At 48.4% G+C, this 26,588-nt stretch carries 25 protein-coding genes; 23 read left to right on the plus strand and 2 right to left on the minus strand.

All coding sequences use genetic code 11. The annotated features are described in order from the left end of the window. Position 1 precedes the first annotated feature (1 nt). Positions 2–754 (plus strand): tRNA (guanosine(37)-N1)-methyltransferase TrmD, encoded by a 753-nt coding sequence (gene trmD / locus A7975_RS02845; protein ID WP_065384068.1) that lies wholly within the window; start codon positions 2–4, stop codon positions 752–754. A gap of 187 nt (positions 755–941) precedes the next feature. On the opposite strand, the gene A7975_RS02850 is transcribed toward trmD, so the two are convergent. Continuing rightward, entirely contained in the window at positions 942–2,309 is a 1,368-nt protein-coding gene (locus tag A7975_RS02850; protein WP_176707658.1) for a CAP-associated domain-containing protein, read from the minus strand. A 248-nt stretch (positions 2,310–2,557) separates the two neighbouring features. Between A7975_RS02850 and rplS the strand changes: the two genes are divergently transcribed. The 7 genes from rplS (at position 2,558) to A7975_RS02885 (ending at position 8,027) form a co-directional block, all read left to right on the plus strand. Continuing rightward, positions 2,558–2,899, plus strand: a complete 342-nt coding sequence (gene rplS, locus A7975_RS02855; protein ID WP_053375699.1) for a 50S ribosomal protein L19 — start codon at positions 2,558–2,560, stop codon at positions 2,897–2,899. 97 nt (positions 2,900–2,996) lie between these two features. Beyond that, on the plus strand, positions 2,997–3,707 hold the full coding sequence (lepB, locus tag A7975_RS02860) for a signal peptidase I (RefSeq protein WP_483295888.1): 711 nt from the start codon (positions 2,997–2,999) through the stop codon (positions 3,705–3,707). A 13-nt stretch (positions 3,708–3,720) separates the two neighbouring features. Continuing rightward, complete coding sequence (gene ylqF, locus A7975_RS02865) at positions 3,721–4,587, plus strand: ribosome biogenesis GTPase YlqF (protein ID WP_053375700.1); 867 nt, start codon at positions 3,721–3,723, stop codon at positions 4,585–4,587. 21 nt (positions 4,588–4,608) lie between these two features. Next, the gene (locus tag A7975_RS02870; RefSeq protein ID WP_065384070.1) at positions 4,609–5,223 is read left to right on the plus strand and encodes a ribonuclease HII; all 615 of its coding nucleotides are present in this window, start codon (positions 4,609–4,611) and stop codon (positions 5,221–5,223) included. A gap of 248 nt (positions 5,224–5,471) precedes the next feature. After that, the gene (locus A7975_RS02875; protein WP_065384071.1) at positions 5,472–7,325 is read left to right on the plus strand and encodes a hypothetical protein; all 1,854 of its coding nucleotides are present in this window, start codon (positions 5,472–5,474) and stop codon (positions 7,323–7,325) included. Beyond that, the gene (locus tag A7975_RS02880; RefSeq protein ID WP_065384072.1) at positions 7,322–7,630 is read left to right on the plus strand and encodes an EscU/YscU/HrcU family type III secretion system export apparatus switch protein; all 309 of its coding nucleotides are present in this window, start codon (positions 7,322–7,324) and stop codon (positions 7,628–7,630) included. Before A7975_RS02875 ends, A7975_RS02880 begins: the two co-directional genes overlap by 4 nt. Further along, positions 7,623–8,027 carry a YraN family protein gene (locus A7975_RS02885; RefSeq protein ID WP_065384073.1) on the plus strand — a complete coding sequence of 135 codons (405 nt, stop codon included), beginning with the start codon at positions 7,623–7,625 and terminating at the stop codon, positions 8,025–8,027. The genes A7975_RS02880 and A7975_RS02885 overlap by 8 nt, the downstream gene beginning before the upstream one ends. Before the next feature lie 74 nt (positions 8,028–8,101). Here A7975_RS02885 and A7975_RS02890 read toward each other — a convergent pair whose 3' ends face one another. After that, positions 8,102–9,673, minus strand: a complete 1,572-nt coding sequence (locus tag A7975_RS02890; RefSeq protein WP_065384796.1) for a YifB family Mg chelatase-like AAA ATPase — start codon at positions 9,671–9,673, stop codon at positions 8,102–8,104. A 350-nt stretch (positions 9,674–10,023) separates the two neighbouring features. Between A7975_RS02890 and sucC the strand changes: the two genes are divergently transcribed. The 15 genes from sucC to fliI all read left to right on the plus strand — a co-directional run bounded on the left by sucC (position 10,024) and on the right by fliI (position 26,588). Then, the gene (sucC, locus tag A7975_RS02895; protein ID WP_065384074.1) at positions 10,024–11,184 is read left to right on the plus strand and encodes an ADP-forming succinate--CoA ligase subunit beta; all 1,161 of its coding nucleotides are present in this window, start codon (positions 10,024–10,026) and stop codon (positions 11,182–11,184) included. A gap of 60 nt (positions 11,185–11,244) precedes the next feature. Continuing rightward, positions 11,245–12,177: a succinate--CoA ligase subunit alpha gene (gene sucD, locus A7975_RS02900; protein ID WP_053375706.1), complete on the plus strand. Its 933-nt coding sequence runs from the start codon at positions 11,245–11,247 to the stop codon at positions 12,175–12,177. A gap of 177 nt (positions 12,178–12,354) precedes the next feature. Beyond that, on the plus strand, positions 12,355–13,488 hold the full coding sequence (gene dprA, locus A7975_RS02905) for a DNA-processing protein DprA (protein ID WP_065384075.1): 1,134 nt from the start codon (positions 12,355–12,357) through the stop codon (positions 13,486–13,488). A 28-nt stretch (positions 13,489–13,516) separates the two neighbouring features. Next, positions 13,517–15,622, plus strand: a complete 2,106-nt coding sequence (topA, locus tag A7975_RS02910) for a type I DNA topoisomerase (protein WP_053375708.1) — start codon at positions 13,517–13,519, stop codon at positions 15,620–15,622. A gap of 566 nt (positions 15,623–16,188) precedes the next feature. Next, complete coding sequence (gene trmFO / locus A7975_RS02915) at positions 16,189–17,508, plus strand: FADH(2)-oxidizing methylenetetrahydrofolate--tRNA-(uracil(54)-C(5))-methyltransferase TrmFO (protein WP_065384076.1); 1,320 nt, start codon at positions 16,189–16,191, stop codon at positions 17,506–17,508. Between the two features lie 60 nt (positions 17,509–17,568). Continuing rightward, positions 17,569–18,114: an ATP-dependent protease subunit HslV gene (hslV, locus tag A7975_RS02920; protein WP_053375710.1), complete on the plus strand. Its 546-nt coding sequence runs from the start codon at positions 17,569–17,571 to the stop codon at positions 18,112–18,114. Positions 18,115–18,180: 66 nt separating this feature from the next. Continuing rightward, positions 18,181–19,581, plus strand: coding sequence for an ATP-dependent protease ATPase subunit HslU (hslU, locus tag A7975_RS02925; RefSeq protein ID WP_065384077.1), 1,401 nt, complete (start codon positions 18,181–18,183; stop codon positions 19,579–19,581). Between the two features lie 27 nt (positions 19,582–19,608). Further along, positions 19,609–20,379, plus strand: a complete 771-nt coding sequence (codY, locus tag A7975_RS02930) for a GTP-sensing pleiotropic transcriptional regulator CodY (RefSeq protein WP_053375712.1) — start codon at positions 19,609–19,611, stop codon at positions 20,377–20,379. A 215-nt stretch (positions 20,380–20,594) separates the two neighbouring features. After that, on the plus strand, positions 20,595–21,008 hold the full coding sequence (flgB, locus tag A7975_RS02935; protein WP_065384078.1) for a flagellar basal body rod protein FlgB: 414 nt from the start codon (positions 20,595–20,597) through the stop codon (positions 21,006–21,008). Positions 21,009–21,010: 2 nt separating this feature from the next. Then, positions 21,011–21,460, plus strand: a complete 450-nt coding sequence (flgC, locus tag A7975_RS02940) for a flagellar basal body rod protein FlgC (RefSeq protein ID WP_053375714.1) — start codon at positions 21,011–21,013, stop codon at positions 21,458–21,460. Positions 21,461–21,499: 39 nt separating this feature from the next. Beyond that, complete coding sequence (fliE, locus tag A7975_RS02945) at positions 21,500–21,805, plus strand: flagellar hook-basal body complex protein FliE (RefSeq protein WP_053375715.1); 306 nt, start codon at positions 21,500–21,502, stop codon at positions 21,803–21,805. A 42-nt stretch (positions 21,806–21,847) separates the two neighbouring features. Further along, complete coding sequence (gene fliF, locus A7975_RS02950) at positions 21,848–23,419, plus strand: flagellar basal-body MS-ring/collar protein FliF (RefSeq protein WP_065384079.1); 1,572 nt, start codon at positions 21,848–21,850, stop codon at positions 23,417–23,419. A 23-nt stretch (positions 23,420–23,442) separates the two neighbouring features. Then, a complete protein-coding gene (gene fliG, locus A7975_RS02955; RefSeq protein WP_141680233.1) occupies positions 23,443–24,444 on the plus strand; it encodes a flagellar motor switch protein FliG in 1,002 nt (333 codons plus the stop codon). Next, positions 24,437–25,276 (plus strand): FliH/SctL family protein, encoded by an 840-nt coding sequence (locus A7975_RS02960; RefSeq protein ID WP_065384080.1) that lies wholly within the window; start codon positions 24,437–24,439, stop codon positions 25,274–25,276. The genes fliG and A7975_RS02960 overlap by 8 nt, the downstream gene beginning before the upstream one ends. Next, positions 25,263–26,588: a flagellar protein export ATPase FliI gene (gene fliI, locus A7975_RS02965; protein WP_065384081.1), complete on the plus strand. Its 1,326-nt coding sequence runs from the start codon at positions 25,263–25,265 to the stop codon at positions 26,586–26,588. Before A7975_RS02960 ends, fliI begins: the two co-directional genes overlap by 14 nt.

Consider the following 26,588-nt stretch of genomic DNA (forward strand, 5'->3'; position numbering starts at 1 on the left):
GATGAAAATTGATGTGCTAACGTTGTTTCCTGAAATGTTCGACGGTGTATTTAACGCCAGCATTTTAGGAAAAGCGAAGGAGAAAGGGATCGTTACGCCACAAGCGATCAACTTTAGAGCTTATTCGGGCAATAAACATAATACGGTCGACGATTATCCGTATGGCGGCGGAGGCGGCATGGTGCTTAAGCCTGAGCCGGTATTTGCAGCTGTTGAGGATCTTAAGCTCGATGACAACATTAAGCCGCGCGTCATCCTGCTGTGTCCGCAGGGCGCTCAGTTTACGCAGCAGAAGGCGGAGGAGCTTGCAAAGGAGCAGCATCTCGTGCTGATTTGCGGCCACTATGAGGGCTATGACGAGCGTATTCGCGAGCATCTCGTAACGGACGAGCTATCCATTGGCGACTACGTGCTGACTGGCGGTGAAATTCCGGCGATGGTGCTTATTGATAGCGTGGTAAGGCTGCTCCCCGGCGTGCTCGGCAATGAGACATCTGCGGTAACGGACTCGTACAGCACGGGCTTGCTGGAGCATCCGCATTATACCCGTCCGGCTGAATTCCGCGGCTGGCCGGTGCCGGATGTCCTTATTTCTGGCCATCATGCGAATATTGAGGTGTGGCGGCGCCAGCAATCGCTGCTGCGGACGCTGCAGCGCCGTCCTGACCTGCTGAAGAGTGCGGCGCTTACCGACAAGGAACGGAAGTGGATCGCTGCACAATTGAAGCAGGAGCCTAATAAAGCAGGCAAATAGAATATCGATGTTAACAAACAAAGTGGTTGAGTAAAAACCACTACATTTTCTCGGAGCAAGCAGACATCGACGAAAAAGAAAAATAGCGGTACAGGAATTGCCTCCTGCACCGCTATTTTTTATGGTTTTTAACCGATCTGTTCAAATTTTGAAAACCCTCTTTATTATAATAGAAGAAACTGACTTATTATGGCGTATAAAAGTTTTGGGTATAATATACATTATAGGTTCCCCCGACTGCGACGCCTGTACCAAGCCGCTTAAGCTTGCTGTTCAGCAGCGTCTCGCGGTGACCGTCTTTGGAATTGAGCCATCCATAGTGAGTAAAGATGCTGCTTTGGTAACCAGCGGCGATATTCTCAGCTGCAGAGTGGTATTTGACGCCCTTCGCTTTCATGCGATCAAAGGGGGAAGAGCCATCCGGGTTCGTGTGATTAAAGAAGCTTCGTTTACTCATATCGCCGCTGTGTCCATGGGCTGAAGCGGCAGCGAGCTTGTCCCATTCGAGGATTGGAATGCCGCGAACAGCTCTTTCTGCATTCGCCAGATCAAAAAGCTGCAATTCAAAAGCTGCTTCGAGTTTGGTTGTATAGGATGTTTTGATTGGTTTGGAGACAGCCTGATTCATCCGAATGATGCCGGTTATTTTGCTTCCGTCCTGCCGGTCAATAAAAAGGATGGTACGCTCGTTTCCTATTGTATAGGCATAATAGTTCTCGTTCGCCTCGGCGTTAGTAGGGCGGATAATAAGCTTTTTGGCCGCAGTGATCGTTTGGCCGATATGGATTCCGGAAGTGCTTTTCCAGCTGTCGCTGTCGTTGGAGAAAAGCGCCGTAACGCGGTCGTTTTGGACGCCAAACATCATGTAGTGGTTATAGTCGCTGTTGTAAATATGCCAGGAGAATCCATATTCGCTTGGATCGATGCGTGCCGGCTTGCCAAGCGCTTTTTGGAGCTTCTGAATAGTATCGTTTAATGCGACTCCGCCTAGCGCATTTGTTGCTTTCGGAATTTGCGCTTTTGACAACGAGCTGGAATGCTTCTTGAGATTGTAGAAAAAAGTGAGCGCCTCCGCGCGGGTAAGCTTGCCGTCAGTGGCGAAGCCGCTAACCGTTGCAGATGTTCGGCCATTTGATATTTTCTCATTCAACAGCCATTGAACAGCGCTTTGCTCCGTAAAAGCTTCGCCGCTGGCAGCCGAGGCAAGAAGCAGAGCAGCTTCTCCGCGCCGAAATTCGCTATTTTGCTGCGCGCTGCTTACCGGCCAACCTAGGTGTTCGGCATAATCGTAGTATGGCTGGAACCATGCGCTGCCGCTTGCGGGCGATTCGGTTGCTAAGCCGTAAGCACGGAGCATCATGGCTAGAAATTCTGCTTCATTAACAAGATTGTTAGGCTTAAAGGAGCCGTCGCCATACCCTTGCGTCAACTTTTGCTCGATCGCCCATGTTATGTAAGTGCCAGCCCAGTGATCCTTCGTATCCTTGAAGTTCAAGGACTCAGCGGCCGCATAGCTAGGAGCTGTAAGGGTCAATAACAAGAGTGCGGCAAACATTCCTCCTTTTTTTATGGAAAAATATTGTTTTTTATCTGGAATCAAATGTTCCACCTCGTTTTGTCGGCGTATGTCATTATTTAGTATACAATAATAATGAATAAAAAAAGCATATTGTATTATTGGGCTGGCTGTGGTAAAATTTCTAATGTTGTTCGTAAAGTCGGACGGTCCGCTATCAGCGATGAACCGGTTCATAGGAATTCGGTGAGCTTATAAGAACGTCTATGGTGGAAGGAGTGAATCAAATGAATCTTTTGCAAACTATTGCGCAAGAAAACCTGCGCCAAGGTCTACCGAACTTTCGTCCTGGTGACACGCTAAAAGTTCATGTAAAAGTTATCGAGGGAACTCGTGAGCGTATCCAATTGTTCGAAGGCGTTGTAATCAAACGTCGCGGCGGTGGAATCAGCGAAACTTTTACAGTGCGTAAAATTTCCTACGGTGTTGGTGTGGAAAGAACTTTCCCGCTTAACTCGCCTAAAATCGAAAAAATCGAAGTGGCTCGCCGTGGTAAAGTACGTCGCGCGAAATTGTACTACCTACGTAGTCTTCGCGGAAAAGCTGCTCGTATTAAAGAAATTCGTTAAGAACAAACGACAAGAGGGGCTTGCGCAAACAAGCTCCTTTTCGTTTTTTCTCAAAGGTCATTTACATATTACAGTATATGGGAAGAAGGCGAACAGAGTGGACTCACAGCAGCGTAATGATGGTCTGAACAACGATAATGATAAAGAAGTGAACGATACGTCAAACCAATCCGATTTTCAGCAAAAATTACCAGACCGTGCCGTGGCCCATGCATCCGGCTCAGGCAAGAAGGGCGGTGCTTACAAGGAAATCGTAGAATGGATCAAAGCTTTAGTCATTGCGGTCGTTCTCGTATTTCTTATTCGCCAATTTTTATTTTCACCATTTATCGTAGACGGCCCATCCATGAAGCCTAACTTCGAGACGGGCGAGCGTTTGATCGTCAATAAAATTTTATATACGTTCCGCGAACCGAAGTTTGGAGAGGTAGTTGTATTTGACGTTCCGGAGCAAGGGCGAAAATTCATTAAACGGGTAATTGGCGTGCCGGGCGATACGATCAAAGTTGAAGGCGACGACCTTTATATTAATGATAAAAAAATCGATGAGCCTTATATAAAGGAAGCGATCGAAGAAGCGCATGCGAAAGGCGAGCTGTACAATGGCGGAGGGCCAAATTTCCCGAATGCCGAAGTGCCTGAAATGACGGTTCCGGAAGGCACGATTTTTGCGCTTGGCGATAACCGCAGCGATAGTACGGATAGCCGTGTGATCGGCTTTGTAAAAGATAAGGAAGTCGTTGGCCGCGCCGATATTATTTTTTGGCCGCTGGACAAGCTAGAGTTTATAAAGCACTGGACAAAATGAGGTGAGTAAGTAAATGGCCATTCAATGGTTTCCGGGTCATATGACCCGGGCGAAGCGGCAAATACAAGACAAGCTCAAACTAATCGATCTTGCCATCGAACTATTGGATGCTCGGGTACCGCTTTCGAGCCGCAATCCGATGATAGAAGAAATTTTGAACGGCAAGCCAAGACTGATCGTGTTGAACAAATCCGATTTGGCAGATCCGAAGACGACCGAGCAATGGATGGCTTATTTCAAAAATGAGGGCCATGAATCGATAGCGATCGACTCCTCGACGGGTACGCGTGTCAATGAGGTGCCGCAAAAGGCGAAGCAGATTCTGCAAGAGAAAATTGCGCGCCAAATTGCCAAAGGGATAAATCCGCGTGCAATCCGGGGACTTATCGTTGGCATACCGAACGTTGGGAAGTCTACGCTGATCAATAAGCTGGCAGGAAGAGCAATTGCTTTAACCGGCGACCGTCCGGGTGTCACAAAGGGACAGCAGTGGATTAAGATTGGTACGGAGATGGAGCTGCTTGATACGCCTGGTATTTTGTGGCCGAAGTTTGAGGACGAATTGGTCGGCTACCGGCTAGCGATGACAGGCGCCATAAGAGAGCAAATATTGAACGTTGACGATATTGCCTTTTTTGCGATGCGTGAGCTCGTGGACCGGTACTGGCCGAACATGAAGGAGCGTTACGAGCTCGAGACGCCGCCGAAGGATGTATCCGATTCGGATGAGATCGTACGAGTGATGGAGGATATCGGACGTCGGAGAGGGTGCCTGCTTAGCGGCGGACGCGTCGATCTGGAGAAGACGTCAGGAATCATTTTGCGTGATTTGCGTTCAGGCAAGCTAGGTCGCATCACGCTGGAAGCTCCACCTTATTGATGTGAAACGGGGGAACGTAACGTGCTGCAATATGAACAGTCGTTATGGCAAGATGGCTACAAAGCGATTGCCGGCGTGGATGAGGTAGGCCGCGGCTGCTTGTTCGGAGACGTTGTGGCCGCAGCTGTCATTTTGCCGCCGGGACTCGTGATTGAGGGAGTCAATGACTCTAAGAAGCTGTCCGAGAAAAAGCGGGATCAGCTGTATGAGATTATTTTGCAGGAATGCGTTGCTTGGTCGGCTGCTCGCGTTGACGCTGAAACGATCGACCGCATCAATATTAAGCAGGCAGCTAGACTCGCAATGAAGCATGCGGTGGAATCTTTGCAGGTGCCATCGGATTATTTGCTTATCGACGCGGAGAAGGTGGATGTGTCACTGCCTCAGCAGTCGATCATCAAAGGGGACGCAACCAGCCAGTCCATCGCGGCTGCATCCATTGTCGCTAAAGTTACCCGCGATAGACTGTGTACTGGCGAGTGGGAGCAGGAATACCCTGACTATGGGCTTGCTATTCATAAAGGCTACGCAACGAAGCTGCATCGCGAGCGATTGCTGGCGACAGGGCCAAGTCCCCTGCATCGCAGATCGTTTCTCGGCAACTTGTTTACAGAGGAGCAGCTTCTGCTCTTCTAGACTTTATTGCAAAACAAACAGCATGACGCTTGATTGATTGTACGAGGCAGAGGAATGCTTCGTGTGATGATCAGGCGTTTTTTTGTTTAAATATCTTTTTGGGCAGTATCGCTTCATGCTTGGCTTACTTCGACCGATATATGGTTTATAGGTTTAACGGAGTCGAAAAAGTATAACGTATAGAGAGCGATAAGCGCATAAGAAGAAACTCGCAGATAGGCGCTGGAGCAGCGGAGGCGGATGAGCAGATGAATATTAGTCAAATGATGCGGAGTTTCCTAGGGGAATCTTCAGGAACGGATACACGGGCGATGGAACTCAAGGTTGGCCAAGTTGTACGGGGCGTCGTACTGCAGGTGATGGAAAATAACGAGGCGCTCGTTCAGATTAACGGGGTGCAGGTGCGTGCGAAGCTGGAAGCCCCGCTTCAAGTGGGGCAAACAGCCATGCTGCAGGTACAGCCGCAATCAAGCGGAGCGCTTGTGACGCTGAAGCAGGTTGAACCGGGCGCTGTAGGGCTGCCGGAGGATACCTTTAAAGAATGGGCTAAGCAGCTCGCATTGCCTGAACAGAAATGGGCGGCGCATATTGTAAAGGATTTGCGCAAAGAAGGCGTCATTCTGAACCGTGAGGTTGCGCAAGCCTTTCAACAAGCCGCAGCGGCGATGCCGGCGGGCGGCGATGCGGAGCAGTGGATGCAGGCCGCAGCTGCAACTTTTAAACGGGGGTTGCCGATGACGGGCGCAACGGTTGGTGCCATGCAGCAGGTTATGTTCGGCCGCAGCGCCCATGAACTCATTGAAACGATGCAGCAGCAGCTTTCTGCGCTCGCAACCGGTGATCCAGACGGCGCTTCGGCAGAAGCAAAGCCATTGCCGCAGGCGGCAGCTCGGGTGCAAGCGTTGCTGGTAGAAGGGATGGAACTGTTGCGCGCGGCATCGTCGCCTAATGAGCCATCCAAGGCGGCAGAGATGGGAACGAAAGAAGCTGCAATTGCAAAAGCGCAGCTCGCACAAACAGCAAAAATAGAACAGCCTCTGGGGCAGGCGAGCGCAAGTACGCTTGCAACTGCTGAAGAGGGTGCGGCTGAGCAGGCGGCGCCCCAGACAGCAAGAGTCGCGCAGTCTCAGCCCAACTGGCTCGGGCAGATGATGAAATGGATGGGCGTAGACCACGAGCTTCAGCTTGCCAAGGCGGTTGCAGGAGCACCGGATACTTCCGGAAGCCAGCCTGCGCCAGCGCCGCAAGCGGCTGAAGCAGAGACTGCTGCTTCTGCTGCTGCGAAGCCTTTGCCTGCGCAAACAGCCGCAGCTTCGACGCAGCCCGCTCCACAGGCTGGCCAAGCGGTGGAGTTGACTAGAAAAGAGGCTCCTCAGACGAATGTACACGCGCAAGGGAATGCGGAAGAGCAGGAAGAGCCGCTGCCAATAAGAATCCAAGACACAAGGCATGGCATCGAGCGAGCGGCAGCAGCAATCATTTCATCCATTGCGGATAGTGTTCCCGTTGCAGAGCCAGCTTTGCCGGCACACCAAGAGTCGCTAAAAAGCGCGCTGCTGGCGTTAGTTTCTTCCGATCAGACACCGCCCGCGATCAAAGAAACAGCGCAGCAGCTCGTTCAGCAAATTACGGGACAGCAGCTTCTGCTGACGCCAGAGCGCAACAGCTCCGTGCTAACCCATGTTACGATGTTTATTCCGCTTAATAGTCCCGATGGCAAGCAGACCGCTTCCGTTCATATCCAGACGAGAAGAGGGCGCAAAGGAGAGCTGGACTCATCCAACTGCAGGCTGCTGTTCAATTTGTCTATGAATACGCTGGGGGACACGATGGTGGACGTTAATGTGATGGACAAAATCGTCAGCTTAAATCTGTGGAATGATCACCCTGCTATCTCCATGCTGGCAGAGTCATCCCGGAATGAAATAGCAAGCAGCCTGCAGCAAGCCGGATTCCAGCTGCTATCGCTTCGAACAACGCCGCTGCCAAAGGCCGGGGCTCAGGCGGCTGAAGCGACGGCTGCTGCCGCAAAAAGCCTGCAAGTGCCGGAAATGACCGCTTTTTCCTCCAATCGCTACAAAGGAGTCGATTATCGCATATGAGCAGCGAACAAGTGAATGATCAGCCCAAATCAAAAATCAAAAAGGCTGTTGCGTTAAAATATGAGCCTGGCGAGCGCACGGCCCCGGTTATGGTTGCCAAAGGCAAAGGGCATATGGCCGACCTAATACTTGAAAAAGCTAAGGAAAACGGCATTCCAGTCCAAGAAGATTCTTCACTTGTCGAAGTGCTCTCCAAGCTTGATGTCGATCAAGAGATTCCGCCAGAGCTTTATACGCTAGTTGCCGAAATATTAAGCTTTGTTTATCGTTCTGATCGCAAAGCAAGGGACATGAAGAATGGTTGAGCGCAAGAGCTTGGCGGATGATAGAGATAAACGAGACAACAGAAAGCAAACGGGCATGTTTGGCGAAGCGGCCGCATGTGACTATTTGTTAAGCAAAAACTATTCGGTTCTCGAGCGCAACTGGCGCTGCCGCAGCGGAGAAATCGATATTATCGCGGAGCATGAAGGAAGACTTGTTTTTATCGAGGTGCGCGCGAGGAAGCAAAATGGCAGATTTGGCACAGCGGCTGAATCGGTCGATCGCCGAAAACAGCAAAAGGTAAGGGAAACGGCTCAGGTTTATTTGCGAAGCGCTGGCCGTTCAAATGCTTCCGTTCGGTTTGATGTCATAGCAATCACGATTAACCGCACGGACGAGACGATCGTGGAATGCAAGCATTACGAGGGTGCTTTTTGAATCCATACATATAACAAAGGGCTTTTGCCTAGGTTAAGAACCTAACCTAAGGTGAAAGCCCTTTAGTTATTCGATTAGGAGTGCTGCCTCTCAAGACCGCGATATTGTATCGCTTCCGCTACATGCTCCTCTATTATAGACTCGCTGGATGCAAGGTCAGCTATGGTGCGGGACAGCTTTAACATACGATCATAAGCGCGCATGCTGATACCGAGTGCCTCAAAAGCATGCTCCAGCAAGCCGATCGCATCGGGTTTAATATTTACCGCTTTGCGAAGGGAAGCTCCTGTTAATTCACCTTTGCTTTTGGATCTGTTATTAGCGTTTCTTTCCTTCTGAAAATCCACTGCATTTCTAACGAGCGCCTTCATTTGAGCAGTGTTTAAAGATGGGGAAGCGGCGGCATGATCCAAAGATATCGGTCGCGGCACCTCAAGCTGCAAATCGATTCGGTCGAGCAGAGGTCCGGATATTTTGGAACGGTAACGGCTAATGATGGATGAGCTGCAGGTGCAGCGCTTATCCCCATATTCATGACCATAATAGCCGCAGGGACAAGGGTTGTACGAAGCAGCAAGCATGATGCTGGCGGGGAACTGGAATACGGCTTTGGAGCGGGATATGGTGACGATGCGGTCCTCTAGCGGCTGGCGCAAAACCTCAAGCACCTGCCTTGGAAATTCCGGCAATTCATCTAAGAACAGCACGCCGCGATGCGCAAGCGTAACTTCCCCGGGCTTCGGGATAGAGCCGCCGCCAATTAGGCCGCCAGCGGAAACGGTATGGTGCGGGGCGCGGAAGGGAGGCTGCGCAAGCAATCCATGGGAGCTTCCGGGCAGCTTGCCTGCCACGCTGTATATCTTGGTGACCTCCAGCGCTTCTTGCTCGCTAAGGGGCGGCAAAATGCCCGGCAGCCTGCGAATCATCATCGTTTTTCCTGTGCCTGGCGGGCCGCTCAGCAAAAGATTATGTTTGCCGGCTGCGGCAATCAGCATCGCTCGCTTAGCTTGATGCTGACCGATAACATCGCCAAAATCGCCGGGATCATCGCCTGCTGTTTCCGCGAGTGTTGAGGAACTATTTTTAAAGGAAATGGATTCATGAGCTTGATCGGCGCGGATATGCTCCCAGCCGTCTTGTTCTTGCTTCTGTAAATCCAGTTCGTTAAGATGGCTGAGCGCGAACAACTCTAGGCCGGAGATCCAGCTTGCTTCCTTCACGTTGCCGATGGGCAGCAATACTCTCTGAACCCCTACCTTTTTTGCTTGCTCAAGCATTGCCAGCACGCCGGCTACCGGCCGAACGCTGCCGTTTAGCGAAAGCTCGCCCAGCAGGAGGGTGTTCTCAAAATGTACTGCACTAATTTGGCCGCTTGCCGTCAGAATGCCTGCTGCGATCGCTAGATCAAAAGACGTTCCCTCCTTGCGCAGGTCGGCCGGAGCCAAATTAACGGTAATGCGGTCCATCGGGAAGGTGAAGCCGCTGTTTTTGAGAGCAGCCCTTACCCGCTCGACAGACTCGCGGACGGCGGGGTCGGGCAATCCTACAATGTTAATCTGCGGCAACCCGCTCGCAATATCTACTTCAACCGATATCCCTTTGCCGTCAACGCCATATACGCTCGCACTCTTGATTAAACTAAACAAAACAAAAAGCACCCCCATTTTGATGGATGAAGGTGCTTCCTTACGATTCCGCATCAGTATTATGAATTTGCAAATATCATAGAGGAGGCTGCTACATATTGTCAATGTTTAAAATGATTCGGGTATTGAAAAGCAGTTTTGGTCATACTAGATGGCATAGTTCACAACACCGATAAATGGCGGCCCCATCAGGTTTTAATCCTTTAATCTCAAATTGAGATGAAACCCATATCAAAAAAGCCGTATTAATTATGTATGAAAGTAAGGTAACGGATGGGGAAAGGTGCTACAATAATAGAGGTTTGTGTACATATGACTGATTTCAGTCTGTGAAATGGAGGATTTCAACAATGAATATCCATGAGTATCAAGGGAAAGCGGTCCTTAAACAGTATGGTGTCGTCGTACCAGAAGGTAAAGTAGCCTTCTCCGTAGACGAAGCTGTTGAAGCGGCTAAAGCGCTCGGAACACCGGTAGTTGTCGTGAAGGCACAAATTCACGCAGGTGGCCGTGGTAAAGCGGGCGGAGTTAAAGTAGCAAAAAGTATCGACGAGGTACGTGCATACGCTAGCGAAATTTTAGGCAAAGTGCTCGTTACCCACCAAACAGGACCAGAAGGCAAAGAAGTTAAACGTCTTCTGATTGAACAAGGCTGCGACATTAAAAAAGAATATTATATCGGCGTTGTATTAGACCGCGGTACAGGTCGTGTCGTTATGATGGCTTCGGAAGAGGGCGGCACTGAGATTGAAGAAGTTGCTGAACACTCCCCGGAGAAAATTTTCAAAGAGATCGTTGATCCAGCTGTTGGTTTGCAAGCTTTCCAAGCACGCAAATTGGCTTATGCCATCAACATCCCTAACGAGCTGGTTAACAAAACCGTTAAGTTCATGATCTCGCTCTACACAGCTTTCGTAGAGAAAGACGCTTCCATTGCCGAAATCAACCCGCTTGTCGTAACTGGCGACGGACAAGTTATCGCGCTTGATGCGAAACTTAACTTTGATTCCAATGCTCTTTACCGTCACAAAGATATCGTTGAGCTTCGCGACTTGGAAGAAGAGGACGCAAAAGAAATCGAAGCGTCCAAATTCGACCTTAGCTACATCGCACTTGACGGCAACATCGGTTGCTTGGTTAACGGTGCAGGCCTTGCGATGGCGACAATGGATATTATCAAATATTACGGCGGCGACCCTGCCAACTTCCTAGACGTAGGGGGCGGTGCTACAGCTGAGAAGGTAACAGAAGCATTCAAAATCATTTTGTCCGATGAGAAGGTTAAAGGTATTTTCGTTAACATTTTCGGCGGCATCATGCGTTGCGACGTTATTGCTAATGGTGTTGTCGAAGCAGCGAAGCAAGTCGGTCTTGACCGTCCGCTCGTTGTTCGTCTAGAAGGTACGAACGTAGACCTCGGCAAAAACATTTTGAAAGAATCGGGATTGAACATCGTGGCTGCGGATTCCATGGCGGACGGCGCGCAGAAGATTGTCGCTCTCGTGAAATAAGATAACTTGCTGTGCGGCCTGCGGCTGCATACGAATTCATTCAGGGGATGTGAGTTAAGAGTGAGCATTTTGGTCAATAAAGATACAAAAGTCATTACCCAAGGTATTACAGGCGCTACTGGCTTGTTCCATACCAAAGGCGGATTGGAATACGGTACGCAAATGGTTGGCGGCGTAACACCTGGCAAAGGTGGCACGAACGTTGACATTACACTTGATAACGGCACGCTCGTATCATTGCCTGTATTCAACACGGTTGCACAAGCTAAAGCGGCTACTGGAGCTAACGCTTCGGTAATCTACGTTCCACCAGCATTTGCTGCTGATGCGATCATGGAAGCTGTTGACGCTGAGCTTGATCTTGTCATCTGTATTACAGAAGGCATTCCAGTGCTTGATATGGTTAAAGTAAAACGTTACATGGACGGCAGCAAAACCGTTCTTATCGGACCTAACTGCCCAGGCGTTATTACACCTGATGAGTGCAAAATCGGCATTATGCCTGGTTACATTCATACAGCTGGACATGTTGGCGTTATCTCCCGCTCAGGCACATTGACTTATGAAGCGGTTCATCAATTGACGACTCGCGGCATTGGACAATCATCTGCAGTAGGAATCGGCGGCGACCCTGTTAAAGGTTCCGAGTTCATCGACATCTTGAACCTCTTCAACGAAGATCCTGACACCTACGCGGTAATCATGATTGGTGAAATCGGCGGTACAGCAGAGGAAGAAGCTGCAGAGTGGATTAAAGCCAACATGAAAAAACCGGTTGTCGGCTTCATCGGCGGCGCTACAGCGCCTCCAGGCAAACGTATGGGACATGCAGGCGCAATCATTTCTGGCGGTAAAGGAACAGCTGCTGAAAAAATCGCAACGCTTGAAGCTTGCGGCATTAAAGTAGCTCCGACACCATCGGAAATGGGTTCAACGCTTGTTAGCGTTCTTGAAGAGCAAGGCTTGCTCGAAAAATGTATTACACGTAAATAATTCAATAGTTCGATATAAGGTAAGCAACCTTTCAACGACCCGAAAACGGGAGTTGGAAGGTTGCTTTTTTATTTGCCTGTAGCCATTATTTTATGGGTTGACTTGCAATCTTATGCTGTGTAACGCACAATAGATAAGAATGCAGGCCAGCCCAAGCCAAGAAAGGGTTGGACGAGGATGGAACAAAATAAAGATATTCGCAGGCAAATGATTATTGCTTTACACGAGATTCCCGGCATTGGATGGTTTGCCATCCAGAAGGCCGTTAAGCATCAATTTTGGAATAAGCAACTATGGAGTATAGAGGATTTACTTGCGATAGGCTTGCGCCGCGACCAAGCGCAATCAGCAGCCGAGCGTTACGCTAAGCAATCATGGATGACGGCCAATGGCCGAGCAGAAGAAGTTGCAAGAGCAAATGCAGTTGAGATTACTCCCTATGATCCCGACTATCCGAACCTTCTGAGGGAAATCGCACAGCCGCCTTGGGTCATTTATGCCAAAGGCAGGTTGGAATTGCTGAAGCGACCTGCTATTGCCATTGTTGGTACGAGAGTGCCAACCGCATATGGCAGGCATTCGGCAGCTGCGCTTGCGCAGGAGCTGTCCTCTGCGGGCTTAACGGTCGTCAGCGGACTAGCGAGAGGGATCGATAGCAAAGCCCATGAAGCGGCTTTGTACGAAGCGGGAGGGACTATTGCCGTTCTGCCGACACCAATTGATAAGTGTTATCCGCCAGAGAATTTATCCTTATTTCACAAAATTGCGGAGCACGGCTTGCTGGTCTCCGAAACTCCGATCGGTACGCCGCTGCATCCTGGGCAATTTCCTCAGCGCAATCGCATCATCGCCGCCTTATCTGTTGGAACGGTCGTTGTGGAAGGCGCTACAAAGAGCGGCTCGCTCATAACTGCGCAGCATGCATCTGACATGTCGCGTGAGCTGTTCGCCATACCCGGTCCGATTTCATCGCCTAAGAGCGAAGGCCCCAATGAACTGATTAAGCGGGGTGAAGCAAAGCTGATAAGCGGCATTCATGACATTATCGATGAGCTGAAGTGGCTGCCAGCTGCATTAGAAGCCTATAGGGAAGCAGACAATTCGGACAACGCCAAGCAGAAGACAGAAGCGGCCCAGCTAACGCTGGAAGAGAGCAAATTGATCGCCTTTTTGAGGGATCAACCGTTATCTATTAATGAATTGCATGAGCTCTCCGCCATTCCGTTTGGACATTTGAACGCACTTCTGCTAAATTTATGTATAAAACGCAAAATAGAATTGCAGCCCGGATCAATATATATTGCTTTATAGCTTGCAATGGAGAGAGGAGGCGCCTTACATGGCAGATTCTTTAGTTATCGTCGAATCACCCGCAAAAGCCAAAACGATTGGTAAATATCTAGGCAGCAAATATATCGTAAAAGCTTCCATGGGACATATTCGCGATTTGCCCAAAAGCCAGATCGGCGTCGAGGTAGATAATGATTTTAATCCCAAATACATAACGATACGCGGCAAAGGCAGCGTCCTCAAGGAATTGAAGGATGCCAGCAAAAAAGTGAAACATGTCTTTCTAGCAGCCGATCCGGATCGCGAAGGTGAAGCGATTGCTTGGCATTTGGCGCACTATCTGGAGCTTGATGAGACGGACACATGTCGCGTAGTATTTAATGAGATAACGAAACAAGCGGTTAAGGATGCTTTCAAAACGCCGCGTAAAATTAATATGGATCTAGTAAACGCGCAGCAGGCTAGACGCATTTTGGATCGGCTTGTCGGTTACAAAATTAGTCCGCTTCTATGGAAGAAAGTGAAAAAAGGTTTGTCGGCCGGACGGGTACAATCGGTTGCGGTTAAGCTGATCATCGATCGCGAAAATGAAATCGATGCATTCGTTCCTGAAGAATACTGGTCGATCACGGCTAAGCTTAGCCATTCCGGCATTCCTTTTGACGCGAAGTATTATTCCATTAACGGAGATAAGCGGGAGCTTGGCAAGGAAGCGGAAGTTGAAGAAGTGCTCAGCGCGATGAAGGGCAGCAAGTTTACTGTATCTGACGTGCGGGAGAAGGAGCGCCTGCGCAATCCTGCGCCTCCTTTCATAACGAGTTCGCTTCAACAGGAAGCGGCAAGGAAGCTGGGCTTCCGGGCGTCTAAGACGATGTCAGTCGCTCAACAGCTTTATGAAGGTGTCGAGCTTGGCAAAGAAGGAACCGTCGGTTTAATTACTTATATGAGAACGGACTCCACGCGGATTTCACCAATTGCGCAAGAGGAAGCCAAGGAATACATTACGGAAAAGTACGGCGCGACGTTCGTACCTGAGCAACCGCGGGTTTATACGAAGAAAAACAGCAATGCTCAGGATGCGCATGAAGCGATTCGCCCGACATCGATCTTGCGTGATCCAGAAACGATGAAGCCATTCCTTAGCCGCGATCAATTCCGTCTATACAAGCTTGTGTGGGAGCGTTTCGTATCCAGCCAGATGCAATCAGCGGTGTTAGATACGATGACGGTAGATCTGCAAGCAGGCGAAACGGTCTTTAGAGCTACCGGCTCTAAAGTGAAGTTTGCGGGCTTTATGAAGGTATATGTGGAAGGCAATGATGACGGCACGGTAGAAGAGCATAAATTTTTGCCGCCGCTTGCTGCGGGCGATGTGATCAACTCAGAGTCCGTTGATCCCAAGCAGCATTTCACACAGCCGCCGCCAAGGTTTACGGAGGCACGGCTTGTGAAGACGCTGGAGGAGCTGGGTATAGGCCGTCCGAGTACGTACGCACCGACGCTCGAGACGATTCAAAAGCGCGGTTATATCGCAATGGAAGAGAAAAAGTTTATGCCAACCGAGCTAGGCGATCTCGTCATACAGCTTATGGAGGAGTTTTTCCCGGAAATTCTTGATGCCGAATTTACGGCCAACATGGAAGGAAACCTTGACCATGTGGAGGAAGGTACGGAGGACTGGGTGAAGGTTCTCGCGAATTTTTATGAATCCTTCGAGAAGCGGCTAGAGGTAGCCGAAGATGAAATGAAGGAAATTGAAATTCAAGATGAGGTTTCTGACGAGCTATGTGAGAAATGCGGACGCCATTTGGTTTACAAGATGGGTCGCTTCGGTAAATTTTTAGCATGCTCCGGCTTCCCGGAATGCCGCAATACGAAACCTATCGTCAAAGATATCGGCGTCACTTGCCCGAAATGCGCCGAAGGCAAAATTATTGAGCGACGCAGCAAAAAAGGCCGTATTTTCTACGGCTGCGACCAATACCCTGGATGCGATTATGTATCATGGGACAAACCGACGAACAAACCGTGCCCGCAGTGCGATTCTAAGCTCGTAGAGAAGCGCAACCGCAGCGGCGTGAAGCTGCTCTGTCCAACGTGCGACTATTCCGAAGAGGTGCTGGACGAAGACGAGCAAGGCACAGATACTGATTAAATTTAGCTAAAGACCAACATAATCTGCAGACGAATGTTAACGATGTAGCCGTCCTCCCTCCAAACAGGGAGGACACCGTTGTTAAACGGGCAGTTAATTCACATTAAACCCTCCTGTACAGGAGGGTTTAACCAGCGTTTATGTGAAGCTGACGACTAGATAACCATTGGGCCATTAGGCAGCACGATCGAAAATAGCAGGGGATTTGCTAGCGGTATAGACTTATGGATAATTGATAATAAAGCTAACAAACGATGAAACGAATCGATAGGGTAAGCTTGTTTAAGAAGATCATATAAAGTTAGGTTATCCTACTTGTTCTTGTAGGGCTGCGGTTGTCGAGCGGAGTCTCGCTATTGCAGAAAGTGCTGCAAAAACCTCACATGACTCTATGAATGTTAGGCTGCGTTGCAGTAAGTGCAGCTTAGATGAGTGTTGCCGTTTGCGAATTCGGCTTGGCAAGTTGATTTTTTTTGAAAAAGGCATTAGGGTTTTGTAAAAGCCTTTAACGTTTTTCCATTGTTTTTTTGCATCGTGAATTATATTTTGAAAGGATTGAATACATTTTGTCACAACCACAAAAAGTAACCGTCATCGGAGCTGGTCTAGCAGGAAGCGAGGCAGCATGGCAAATCGCATCGCAGGGAGTGCCAGTCGTTCTCTATGAAATGCGCCCAGTTACGAAAACGCCGGCTCATCATACCAATCAATTCGCAGAGCTTGTCTGCAGCAACAGCCTAAGAGCAAATGGACTAACCAATGCCGTAGGCGTCCTAAAGGAAGAAATGCGCCAGCTGAACTCGCTTATTTTGAGCTGTGCGGACCAGCATGCTGTCCCGGCAGGCGGAGCGCTTGCCGTTGACCGCGATGGTTTCTCGGGCGAGGTTACGCGCAGGCTGCATGAGCATCCATTAGTCGAGGTCCGCAATGAGGAAGTTACGGAAATCCCGACAGATGGGATCGTTGTTATAGCAACAGGCCCTCTAACGGCTCCAGGCTTATCCTCTCAGATTCAAGAGCTGCTGGGCGAGGAATATTTTTATTTCTATGATGCTGCTGCTCCAATCGTAGAAAAAGATTCTATCGATATGAATAAAGTTTATTTAGCATCAAGGTATGACAAAGGGGAAGCTGCCTACTTGAACTGTCCGATGACGGAAGAGGAGTTTGAAATCTTCCACGAGGCGCTGACGACGGCTGAGAAAGCTGAAGTTAAAGATTTCGAGAAGGAAGTTTATTTTGAAGGCTGCATGCCGATCGAAGTTATGGCAAGCAGAGGCAAGCAAACCGTATTGTTTGGACCAATGAAGCCCGTAGGCCTTGTCAATCCGCATACAGGCAAGCTGCCGCATGCGGTTATTCAGCTTCGCCAAGATAATGCAGCGGGTACCTTGTACAATTTGGTTGGCTTCCAGACCCACCTCAAGTGGGGCGAACAGAAGCGTGTATTCTCGCTCATTCCAGGGCTTGAGAATGCGGAGTTCGTTCGCTTCGGAGTTATGCACCGCAATACGTTTATCAATTCCCCTCGACTGCTTAAGCCTACTTATCAGCTTAACAATCGCGACACGTTGTTCTTCGCCGGTCAAATGACCGGAGTAGAAGGTTATGTGGAGTCGGCAGCATCAGGATTGATTGCCGGTATTAACGCTGCTAAGCTAGCACGCGGCTTAGAGCCGGTTGTGCTGCCAGAACAAACGACACTAGGAAGCATGGCTAACTATATTACGACTGCCGATTTCAAGCATTTTCAGCCAATGAATGCAAACTTCGGTTTATTCCCGCCTCTGGAGAAAAAGATTCGCAGCAAAAAAGAAAAGAATGAAATGATTGCTAATCGGGCACTTGAAGGCATCGAGCAATTTAAACGGGAACATTTGCAGTAATATTTCGTAATGATGGCATGGCATTCTATTTTCAATATGGAACCTTGAGGAGGCAACGCAATGGAAATGCAATTTCACGCAACGACCATTTGTGCAGTTCGTCATGAAGGGAAAGGCGCGATTGCCGGAGACGGGCAGGTAACTTTCGGGAACAGCATGGTCATGAAAAACACAGCCAAAAAAGTAAGAAGGTTGTACCGTGGCCAAGTAGTCGCAGGATTTGCAGGATCGGTTGCTGACGCGATAACGTTATTCGAGAAGTTCGAGGCAAAGCTGGAGGAGCATCACGGCAATTTGCAGCGTTCGGCTGTCGAGCTTGCAAAGGAATGGCGCTCGGACCGTGTCCTGCGCAGGCTTGAGGCGATGATGCTCGTTATGGACAAAACCGGTTTGCTGCTTATTTCGGGCAACGGAGAGATTATAGAGCCGGATGACGGCATTTTAGCTATAGGTTCAGGCGGAAGCTTCGCTTTATCTGCTGCTAGAGCGCTTCAGCGACATGCCCCGCAGATGGAAGCGAAGGATATCGCACGCTCGTCACTTGAGATTGCTGCTGAAATTTGTGTGTTCACGAATCAAAATATTATCGTAGAAGTAATCGAATAGTGACTGTAATAAACGAATTAGCTTCGGAATGCCATAGCGAAGAATAGAAATCGGAGGGATTTTATAATGGGAAATGATGCACTGACGCCGCGCCAGATCGTAGCGGAGCTTGATAAGTATATCGTTGGACAAAAGCCGGCTAAACGTTCGGTAGCTATTGCTCTTCGCAATCGTTACCGCAGAAGTTTGCTCGATGAAACGCTGCGCGATGAAATCGTTCCGAAAAATATTTTGATGATTGGACCTACCGGAGTCGGTAAAACAGAAATCGCTCGCCGCTTGGCGAAGCTGGTCAAAGCTCCTTTTGTCAAGCTTGAGGCGACGAAATTTACCGAGGTGGGCTATGTTGGCCGCGATGTTGAATCGATGGTCCGCGACCTCATTGAAACGGCAATTCGTATGGTGAAAACCGAAAAAACCGAAAAAGTTAAAGACCGTGCCGAAAAACTAGCTAATGAGCGGATCGTAACGCTGCTGGCGCCGTCTGCCACAAAAGCCAAATCCTCAAAAAATCCATTTGAGATGCTCTTTGGCAACCAACAGCAAGCAGATGAGCCGAAGGAAGCGCCTGAGGTAGAGAATGAGCTTTATCAAAAACGGTCACAAATCAAGGAGCAGCTCGCTGCTGGCAAGCTAGAAAACGAAGTGATTGAAATCGAGGTCGAGGATTCCTCGCCTAATATGATGGATATGCTGTCCGGTCAGGGACCTGAAGGCATGGGCATGAATATGCAGGAGCTGTTCGGCCAGCTTATGCCGAAGAAACCCAAAAAACGCAAGCTGCCGGTTAAGGAAGCGCGCAAGGTGCTGACGCAAGAGGAAGCGAACAAGCTAATTGACATGGACGATGTCATATCGGAATCGATTACACGTGCTGAGCAGTCAGGCATTATTTTCATAGATGAGATTGACAAGATTGCGAGCCCATCGCGCGGTTCAGGCCCTGATGTATCCAGAGAGGGCGTTCAGCGCGACATTTTGCCAATTGTAGAAGGTTCTACGGTTATGACCAAGTATGGTCCAGTAAAAACGGATTATGTGTTGTTTATTGCAGCCGGCGCATTCCATGTAGCCAAACCTTCGGATTTGATTCCCGAGCTGCAAGGTAGGTTCCCGATTCGGGTGGAGCTGACGAGCCTAAGCTTAGATGATTTTGTAAGCATTTTGAAGGAGCCTAAAAATGCTTTAACGAAGCAATATGCAGCCTTGCTTGAGACGGAGGGCATCCAAATCGAGTTTTCGGATGAGGCGATTCATGAGCTGGCATCGATTGCTGCCGATGTAAATCGCAATACCGAAAATATTGGCGCGCGCCGCTTGCATACGATTTTGGAGAAGCTGCTGGAAGATTTATCGTTTGAAGCGCCTGAGCTCTCACTCGAGAAAATGACGATAACCCCGGAATACGTACGGGAAAAACTGGGAAGCATTGCACAAAACCGCGATTTGAGTCAATATATACTGTAGTTGTTATGAGTTTTGGGAGGCATTAGAATGACTTTACTAACAAAGACAAGAACGCTGAACCGATTGCTGCAGCGTGCGGCCGGCAAAGCGCTCAGCTTTAGGGAAATGGCGGAGGTGCTATGCACGACGATTCAAACGAATGTGTTTGTCGTTAGTCGCAGAGGGAAAATACTTGGCTGCGCGGCTGTAGATGCGTATGATCATGATTTTATGCGCTCCTTATCCGCAGATGAGCTTCGTTTCCCGCAAGAAACCAACGGCCGTTTTCTTGATATGCAGGAGTCGATGACAAACGTTAAGCCTGATTCCGGCATTTACGAAACATTTCCTAGGCTTGGCGATCAAGAAATTATGACGGTAGTTCCGATCATTGGCGGAGGAGACCGTCTAGGCACTTTGGTTCTGACTCGTTTGTCGGGTACGTTTGACGATGATGATCTTATTTTAGCTGAATATGGATCTACGATTGTAGGTATGGAGATTCTGCGTGAGCGGACAGAGGAGATCGAGCAGGAGGTACGCAGCCGTGCTGTCGTTGCCGTAGCGGTTGGTTCTTTGTCGTTCAGCGAACTTGAGGCAGTCGAACATATCTTCGAAGAGCTGGATGGCAAGGAAGGTTTGCTGGTAGCTTCAAAAATCGCAGATCGGGTAGGCATTACACGTTCAGTTATTGTAAATGCGCTTCGCAAGCTGGAAAGTGCCGGCGTGATCGAAACTAGATCTTTAGGGATGAAAGGCACATACATTAAAATATTAAATCACCAACTCTTACAAGAATTGGATAAAATTAAGTCTTAATTATAGGACGTTCAGACCATATTGGCCCTATCTTATTTCAAAGATAGGGCTTTTTTCTTATTGTAATAATTTAGGAAATTGTTGAATATTATCATGTCGGCAAAAATCGACACACGATCTCATTTTTTTAATTTTTACTGTCGAACAAAGAAGGATTGAGCATTAATCTGTTGAATACGTTAAGAAGATCTCCTATGTGAAAGTGGTGAAACTACGTGAATTTGTTGAATGGCGCAGCATTTGGAAGATTGGAAGGTGCGCTACAAGCAGCTGAAATGCGGCAGCGCGTCATTTCTAACAATGTGGCAAACGGTGATACGCCGCATTTCAAACGGTCTGAGGTTTTGTTTGAGGAATTATTAGAGCAATCGATGGGAAATCAGCAAGGGCATTTGGTTGGCAAACGAACGAATCAAAAGCATATTCCGATCGGATCAGGCTCATCTACTCTACCAGTACCCAAACTTGTTACCGATGAAACAACTTCGATGAACAACAATGAAAATAATGTTGATATCGACCGTGAAATGTCGTTGCTTGCGAAAAATCAATTAAGCTATAACTTTTATATCCAACAAATTAATCATGACGTAAGAATGATGCGCGCAGCGATTGAAGGGAGAGTCTAAACGTGAAGCTGTCAACAGGATTTGATATTAGTGCTTCTGCATTATCTGCACAGCGGCTGCGCATGGATGTTATTTCCTCCAATATCGCCAATGCAGAAACGACTCGAGGCAGTTTCGTTAACGGACAATTTCAGCCTTACAAGCGGAAGATGGTCGTCATGGAGCCGATGCAGCAGTCGTTTTCCAGCATGCTCTCTCAACAGCTAAACGGCAACTCAGCTGCGCAAGGCGTAAAAGTTACGAGAATTAAAGAAGATCAATCGCCGAACAAGCTCATTTATAACCCCACACATCCTGATGCGGATGCAAAAGGTTACGTAAATATGCCCAATGTGGATGTTACGAAGGAAATGGTTGATATGATCGCGGCAACGCGTTCCTATGAAGCCAACGTAACGGCACTCAACGCAACAAAATCCATGTTCGTAAAGGCGCTGGAAATAGGGAAATAAAAGTAATCAAACCATATAAGATGCAATGGAGGAATAATGATGATTCAATCGATGTCGCTCGGTCCGGTTCAGCCTGTCAAGCTCATTGAAACTAAATCGGTGCAAGAAGCGACTCCGGCACAATTAACTGAAACGTTTGGACAATATTTGCAAACAGCCATCGATAACGTAAGCAACCAAGAACAAAACGTTCACAAGCTGAATGACAAGTACTTGGTGGGTCAAGTGGATGTTACGAAAGTACTAATTGCTTCTGAGCAATCGCAGTTGAGCTTGCAGCTCACCTCACAAATCCGCAACAAAGTAGTCGAGGCTTATCAAGAAATGATGCGGATGCAAATTTAATCCAACTTTTGACCTAGCATAGTATTTGGGTGAGGTGACAATGTGAACGAGAGAATCGCCCAACTTAGAGGCAGGCTTGCGCAGTTCTGGGGCCAAATGGGCAGAAAACAAAAAATATGGTTGGGGGCATCCATCAGTGGAATCTTGTTGACAATAATCTTGTTGACAATCGTATTTACGAGAACGGAATACGAAATTGCTTTTCAAAATTTGGATACCACCGATGCAGCAGCCATAATGACTTACTTAGACGGAAGCGGAATTCCTTATCAACTTAGCGGCAATGGCAAAAGCATTTCAGTACCCAGCACGGAAGCATCACGAATTAAAGTGGATGTTGGCTCTCAAGGGCTAGTTCAAAATGGGTCCATCGGCTTTGAAGCTTTTAACTCTAGCTCCAGTCAGTTTGGAACGACTGAGAATGAGTTCAATGTTAAATACCTTAATGCTTTGAACGGAGAAATCCAGCAACTGCTCAATGCGATGCAGGGAGTAGACAGTTCAAAGGTTCTAGTTAATTTGCCGAAGGAAAGCGTGTTTTTGTCTCCGGAAGACGCGGAGCAAGCATCGGCTTCCATCATGATGAAGTTCATGTCAGGCTATCGGCCTAGTCAAAAGGAAATCGACGGTTATTACAACCTCGTAAAAACGTCTGTCCCTAATTTAGCGATGAAGGACATCACGATTTCCAGCCCGCAGGGAGAACTTACATATTCTGAAGTGGACGGCGGTATATCGAACAGCACGGATGCTGTGGAATCGCAATTCATTATTCAGCGGAAATATGAAACGGAGCTAAAGAAAAACATTCAACAATTTCTTGGGCCGATCGTTGGCGCCGACAATCTAGTCATTCAAATCTCGAGCAGCATGAACTTCGACAAGAAGACATCGCAAGAGTCAGTGGTGAAGCCGCTTGATAACAACAACAACAACGGTATCATCATTAGTGAACAGATCGATAACAGTACTTCAACTGGAAGTGCTGGTCAGGCCGGCGGTGTTGCAGGTACCGGGGAGACTGATGTGCCAGGCTATGAAGCTTCATCGGCAGGTCAAGGTTCTTCGGAGACAAACTCGCAAATCAGAAATTATGAAGTTACTCGGATAAACAATAATATCGTTTCGGGACCGTTTGTTTTGAAAGACCTTTCTATTAGTATCGGCATCGAGCAGTCACAAATGAATGATGAAGCTAGTAGAACAGCTATTATGACTTATTTGACAGCTTTGGTAAGAGCTCAGCTTGCAGATTCCGGACAAGATGTTAATGATGACGCATTAATGGCTAAAAAAGTTGCGGTCATCGCGAGAACATTCTCTGGAAGCAGCACTGCTAATCAAGCGAACGCGCTATCCATGCCTTGGATTATTGGTATTGGCGTCGCAGCTCTAGCAATCATCGGCGGATTAATTTATGTAATTGCCCGCAGACGCAAAAAAGCAGTAGAAGAAGAAATAGAGTTAGCTGCTCCTGCTAAGGTAGAATATCCAACGCTTGATTTGGAAAGTGTCAATAATGACAGTCAAGCCCGTAAAAATCTTGAAACACTGGCCAAACGGAAACCGGATGAGTTCGTTAATCTTCTTCGCACATGGCTTGTGGATGAATAGAGGTGGTTCAATTGTCAAAATCAATGCAAGGCTTATCAGGTCGTCAGAAAGCAGCCATTTTGCTTATTACGCTTGGACCTGAAGTTTCGGCGCAAATATTTAAACATTTACGCGATGAAGAAATTGAGCAGTTGACGCTTGAGATCGCCAACGTCCGTAAAGTAGACAGTCTGGACCGCGAAACGATATTAAGCGAATTCCATCAAATTTGCATGGCTCAAGAATATATTACGCAAGGCGGTATTTCTTACGCCAAAGATATTTTGGAGAAAGCGCTCGGCGAAGCAAAAGCGCTTGAGGTCATTAACCGGTTGACAGCTACGCTGCAGGTGAGACCATTCGATTTTGCCAGAAAAGCGGAACCTACTCAAATATTGAACTTTATCCAAAATGAGAATTCGCAGACGATTGCTTTGGTATTATCCTATTTGCAATCCGAACAATCCTCTCATATTCTATCCTCGCTTCCGCAAGAGAAGCAGGCAGAGGTTGCAAGGCGTATCGCATTGATGGATAGTACGTCGCCTGAAGTTATTTCACAGGTAGAACGTGTTCTCGAGCAAAAGCTGTCCGCAACGGTTACCCAGGATTACACGAATGCCGGCGGTATCGATTCGATCGTACAAATTTTGAACGGTGTCGACCGAGGTACGGAGCGCACCATTCTCGACGCGCTTGAAATTCAAGATCCAGAGCTTGCAGAAGAAATCAAGAAACGTATGTTTGTATTCGAGGATATTGTCAATATCGACAATCGCTCTATTCAACGGATCATTCGCGATATCGAGAATTCAGATCTTCAGCTTGCACTCAAAGTGGCGAGCGAAGAGGTTCGAGAAGCTATATTCCGCAACATGTCGAAGCGCATGGCCGAGACCTTCAAGGAAGAAATGGAGTTCATGGGCCCCGTACGCTTACGCGACGTGGAAGAAGCACAAACTCGTATCGTTGCTACCATTCGCCGTCTAGAAGAGTCAGGTGAAATCATCATCGCCCGCGGTGGAGGAGACGATATCATTGTCTAATTTGATAAAATCTTCGAGCGTGATTACTCTTGAGCAATTGAAGCAGCTGGAATGGCTGCATCAACGGAATTTTGAAATCAACGAGCCTCAAGAACAGGAAGAAGATACCGAGCCTGTTCCTGATGAAGAGACGATCACGCTGCGAGATCAAATTTTGAATGATGCTCAGCTTTATGCAGAAGAACGTCTTCGTGAAGCGGCGCTTGAGAGCGAAAAGCTGCTCGCCGAGACGCAGCAGCAAATCGATGTTTGGTGGCTGCAAAAGCGGACCGATGACGAAGCGGCTTCCGAAGCTTCACGGCAATCGGGCTATGAGCTTGGTTATGCGGAAGGTGCTGCAAACTCGGAAGCGGAGCTGCGTCAAACTTGGGAGCAGAAGCTTGCCGAAGCATCGGATGTGCTAAAAACTGCTTTCCAAATGAGAGAACAAATCATTCAGGAAGCCGAACCTTTTCTTGTTGAACTGAGCTGTGCAATTGCTGAAAAGATTATTGGCCAGCAGTTGACGTTAGCTCCAGAGATGGCGATTGAATTAATTCGCAAATCATTGTCACGTCGAAGAGAGCAGGGCGTCATTACGCTTTGCGTCGCACCTGGCCAACTCGCTTTTGTACAAGCTGCTAGAGAAGAGCTTCATTTTGCGATTGACTCGCAAGCGGAGCTGCAAATTTTGCCAGACTCGACGGTGAAGGACAATGGTTGTGTTATTCGTTCATCCTTTGGCAGCATCGACGCTCGCATCGATACGCAGTTGGCTGAGATTAAACGTGAGTTAATCCATCTTGCTCATCACAGCGGCGAAGAGCGAGGTTATTCCAATGATAGTGAATAATTTGGATGTACTGAAGTACATCGAGCATCTGCAGCCTCTCGATCCGGTAAGGATAAACGGTAAAGTGACGCAGGTTATCGGCTTAACAGTCGAATCAGAAGGTCCGGACGCAAGCATCGGCGACGTATGCTTTATCTATCCATCCAAAGGCGCGAAGCCGATTAAAGCGGAAGTCGTCGGATTTCGAGATAACAAAGTTATTCTGATGCCGCTTGGCGATCTTCATGCGATAAGCCCTGGCTGCGATGTCGTTGGTACCGGCAAGCCCTTAACCGTTCAAGTCGGATCCGAGCTGCTAGGAAAAGTGCTTGACGGCTTAGGCAATCCGCTCGACGGTTCTTTTCTGCCAAGCCGGATGCCTCATTATTCGACTCATAATGAACCCAGCAATCCGCTCATGCGCCCGCGTGTCGTTGAACCGCTTGGCATTGGCGTGAGAGCGATCGATGGTCTGCTAACGGTTGGCCGCGGCCAACGCGTAGGCATCTTCGCAGGCTCCGGCGTAGGGAAGAGCACGCTGCTTGGCATGATTGCCCGGAACACGTCCGCCGATGTTAACGTGATCGCCTTAATCGGCGAGCGCGGACGCGAAGTGCTGGAATTTATGGAAAAGGATCTTGGGCCCGAAGGCTTAGCGCGTTCCGTCGTTATTGTAGCTACATCCGATCAGCCGGCCCTAATTCGTATGAAAGGCGCGTTGATTGCGACTTCGATTGCCGAATATTTTCGCGACCGCGGCTTGAACGTCATGTTGATGATGGATTCCGTAACGCGTTATGCGATGGCGCTGCGTGAAGTAGGGCTTGCCATCGGCGAGCCTCCTGCAACACGCGGTTATACGCCTTCCGTATTCGCAGCGCTGCCTAAATTGTTAGAAAGAGCAGGGACGGGTCCTACTGGCTCCATCACCGCTTTCTACACGGTGCTCGTTGACGGCGACGATATGAACGAGCCGATTGCTGACGCTGTCCGCGGAATACTCGACGGTCATATCGTGCTAAGCCGCCATTTGGCGCATAAAGGTCATTTTCCAGCAATCGATGTTCTTGCTTCTGTCAGTCGCGTTATGAAAGAAATTGTGACCGAAGAGCAACAGGATGCCGCCAATGAATTAAAGAAAATGCTAGCTATATATAAAGATTCGGAAGACTTGATCAATATTGGGGCGTACCAACGAGGATCAAATGCAGAAATTGATAAAGCACTCCAATTTATTGAGCCCATTCAGAGCTATACGAAGCAGAAGACCAATGAAAAGGTGAGCTTAGAGGAAGCGCAAAATCGTTTAATTACCGATTTCTACAGGAGTTGA

Origin of the sequence: Bacillus sp. FJAT-26390, from assembly GCF_001682865.1 — a bacterium.
GTDB lineage: Bacteria > Bacillota > Bacilli > Paenibacillales > Paenibacillaceae > Pristimantibacillus.

Excerpts from the sequence above, each read along its gene's own strand:
- trmD (WP_065384068.1), top strand. The coding sequence starts at position 2 with ATGAAAATTGATGTGCTAACGTTGTTTCCTGAAATGTTCGACGGTGTA.
- fliE (WP_053375715.1), top strand. The coding sequence starts at position 21,500 with ATGATTCAATCGATGTCGCTCGGTCCGGTTCAGCCTGTCAAGCTCATT.
- fliI (WP_065384081.1), top strand. The coding sequence starts at position 25,263 with ATGATAGTGAATAATTTGGATGTACTGAAGTACATCGAGCATCTGCAG.
- hslV (WP_053375710.1), top strand. The coding sequence starts at position 17,569 with ATGGAAATGCAATTTCACGCAACGACCATTTGTGCAGTTCGTCATGAA.
- A7975_RS02875 (WP_065384071.1), top strand. The coding sequence starts at position 5,472 with ATGAATATTAGTCAAATGATGCGGAGTTTCCTAGGGGAATCTTCAGGA.
- rplS (WP_053375699.1), top strand. The coding sequence starts at position 2,558 with ATGAATCTTTTGCAAACTATTGCGCAAGAAAACCTGCGCCAAGGTCTA.
- dprA (WP_065384075.1), top strand. The coding sequence starts at position 12,355 with ATGGAACAAAATAAAGATATTCGCAGGCAAATGATTATTGCTTTACAC.
- A7975_RS02850 (WP_176707658.1), bottom strand. The coding sequence starts at position 2,309 with ATGTTTGCCGCACTCTTGTTATTGACCCTTACAGCTCCTAGCTATGCG.
- A7975_RS02880 (WP_065384072.1), top strand. The coding sequence starts at position 7,322 with ATGAGCAGCGAACAAGTGAATGATCAGCCCAAATCAAAAATCAAAAAG.
- ylqF (WP_053375700.1), top strand. The coding sequence starts at position 3,721 with ATGGCCATTCAATGGTTTCCGGGTCATATGACCCGGGCGAAGCGGCAA.
- hslU (WP_065384077.1), top strand. The coding sequence starts at position 18,181 with ATGGGAAATGATGCACTGACGCCGCGCCAGATCGTAGCGGAGCTTGAT.
- codY (WP_053375712.1), top strand. The coding sequence starts at position 19,609 with ATGACTTTACTAACAAAGACAAGAACGCTGAACCGATTGCTGCAGCGT.
- fliG (WP_141680233.1), top strand. The coding sequence starts at position 23,443 with ATGCAAGGCTTATCAGGTCGTCAGAAAGCAGCCATTTTGCTTATTACG.
- sucC (WP_065384074.1), top strand. The coding sequence starts at position 10,024 with ATGAATATCCATGAGTATCAAGGGAAAGCGGTCCTTAAACAGTATGGT.
- topA (WP_053375708.1), top strand. The coding sequence starts at position 13,517 with ATGGCAGATTCTTTAGTTATCGTCGAATCACCCGCAAAAGCCAAAACG.
- A7975_RS02885 (WP_065384073.1), top strand. The coding sequence starts at position 7,623 with ATGGTTGAGCGCAAGAGCTTGGCGGATGATAGAGATAAACGAGACAAC.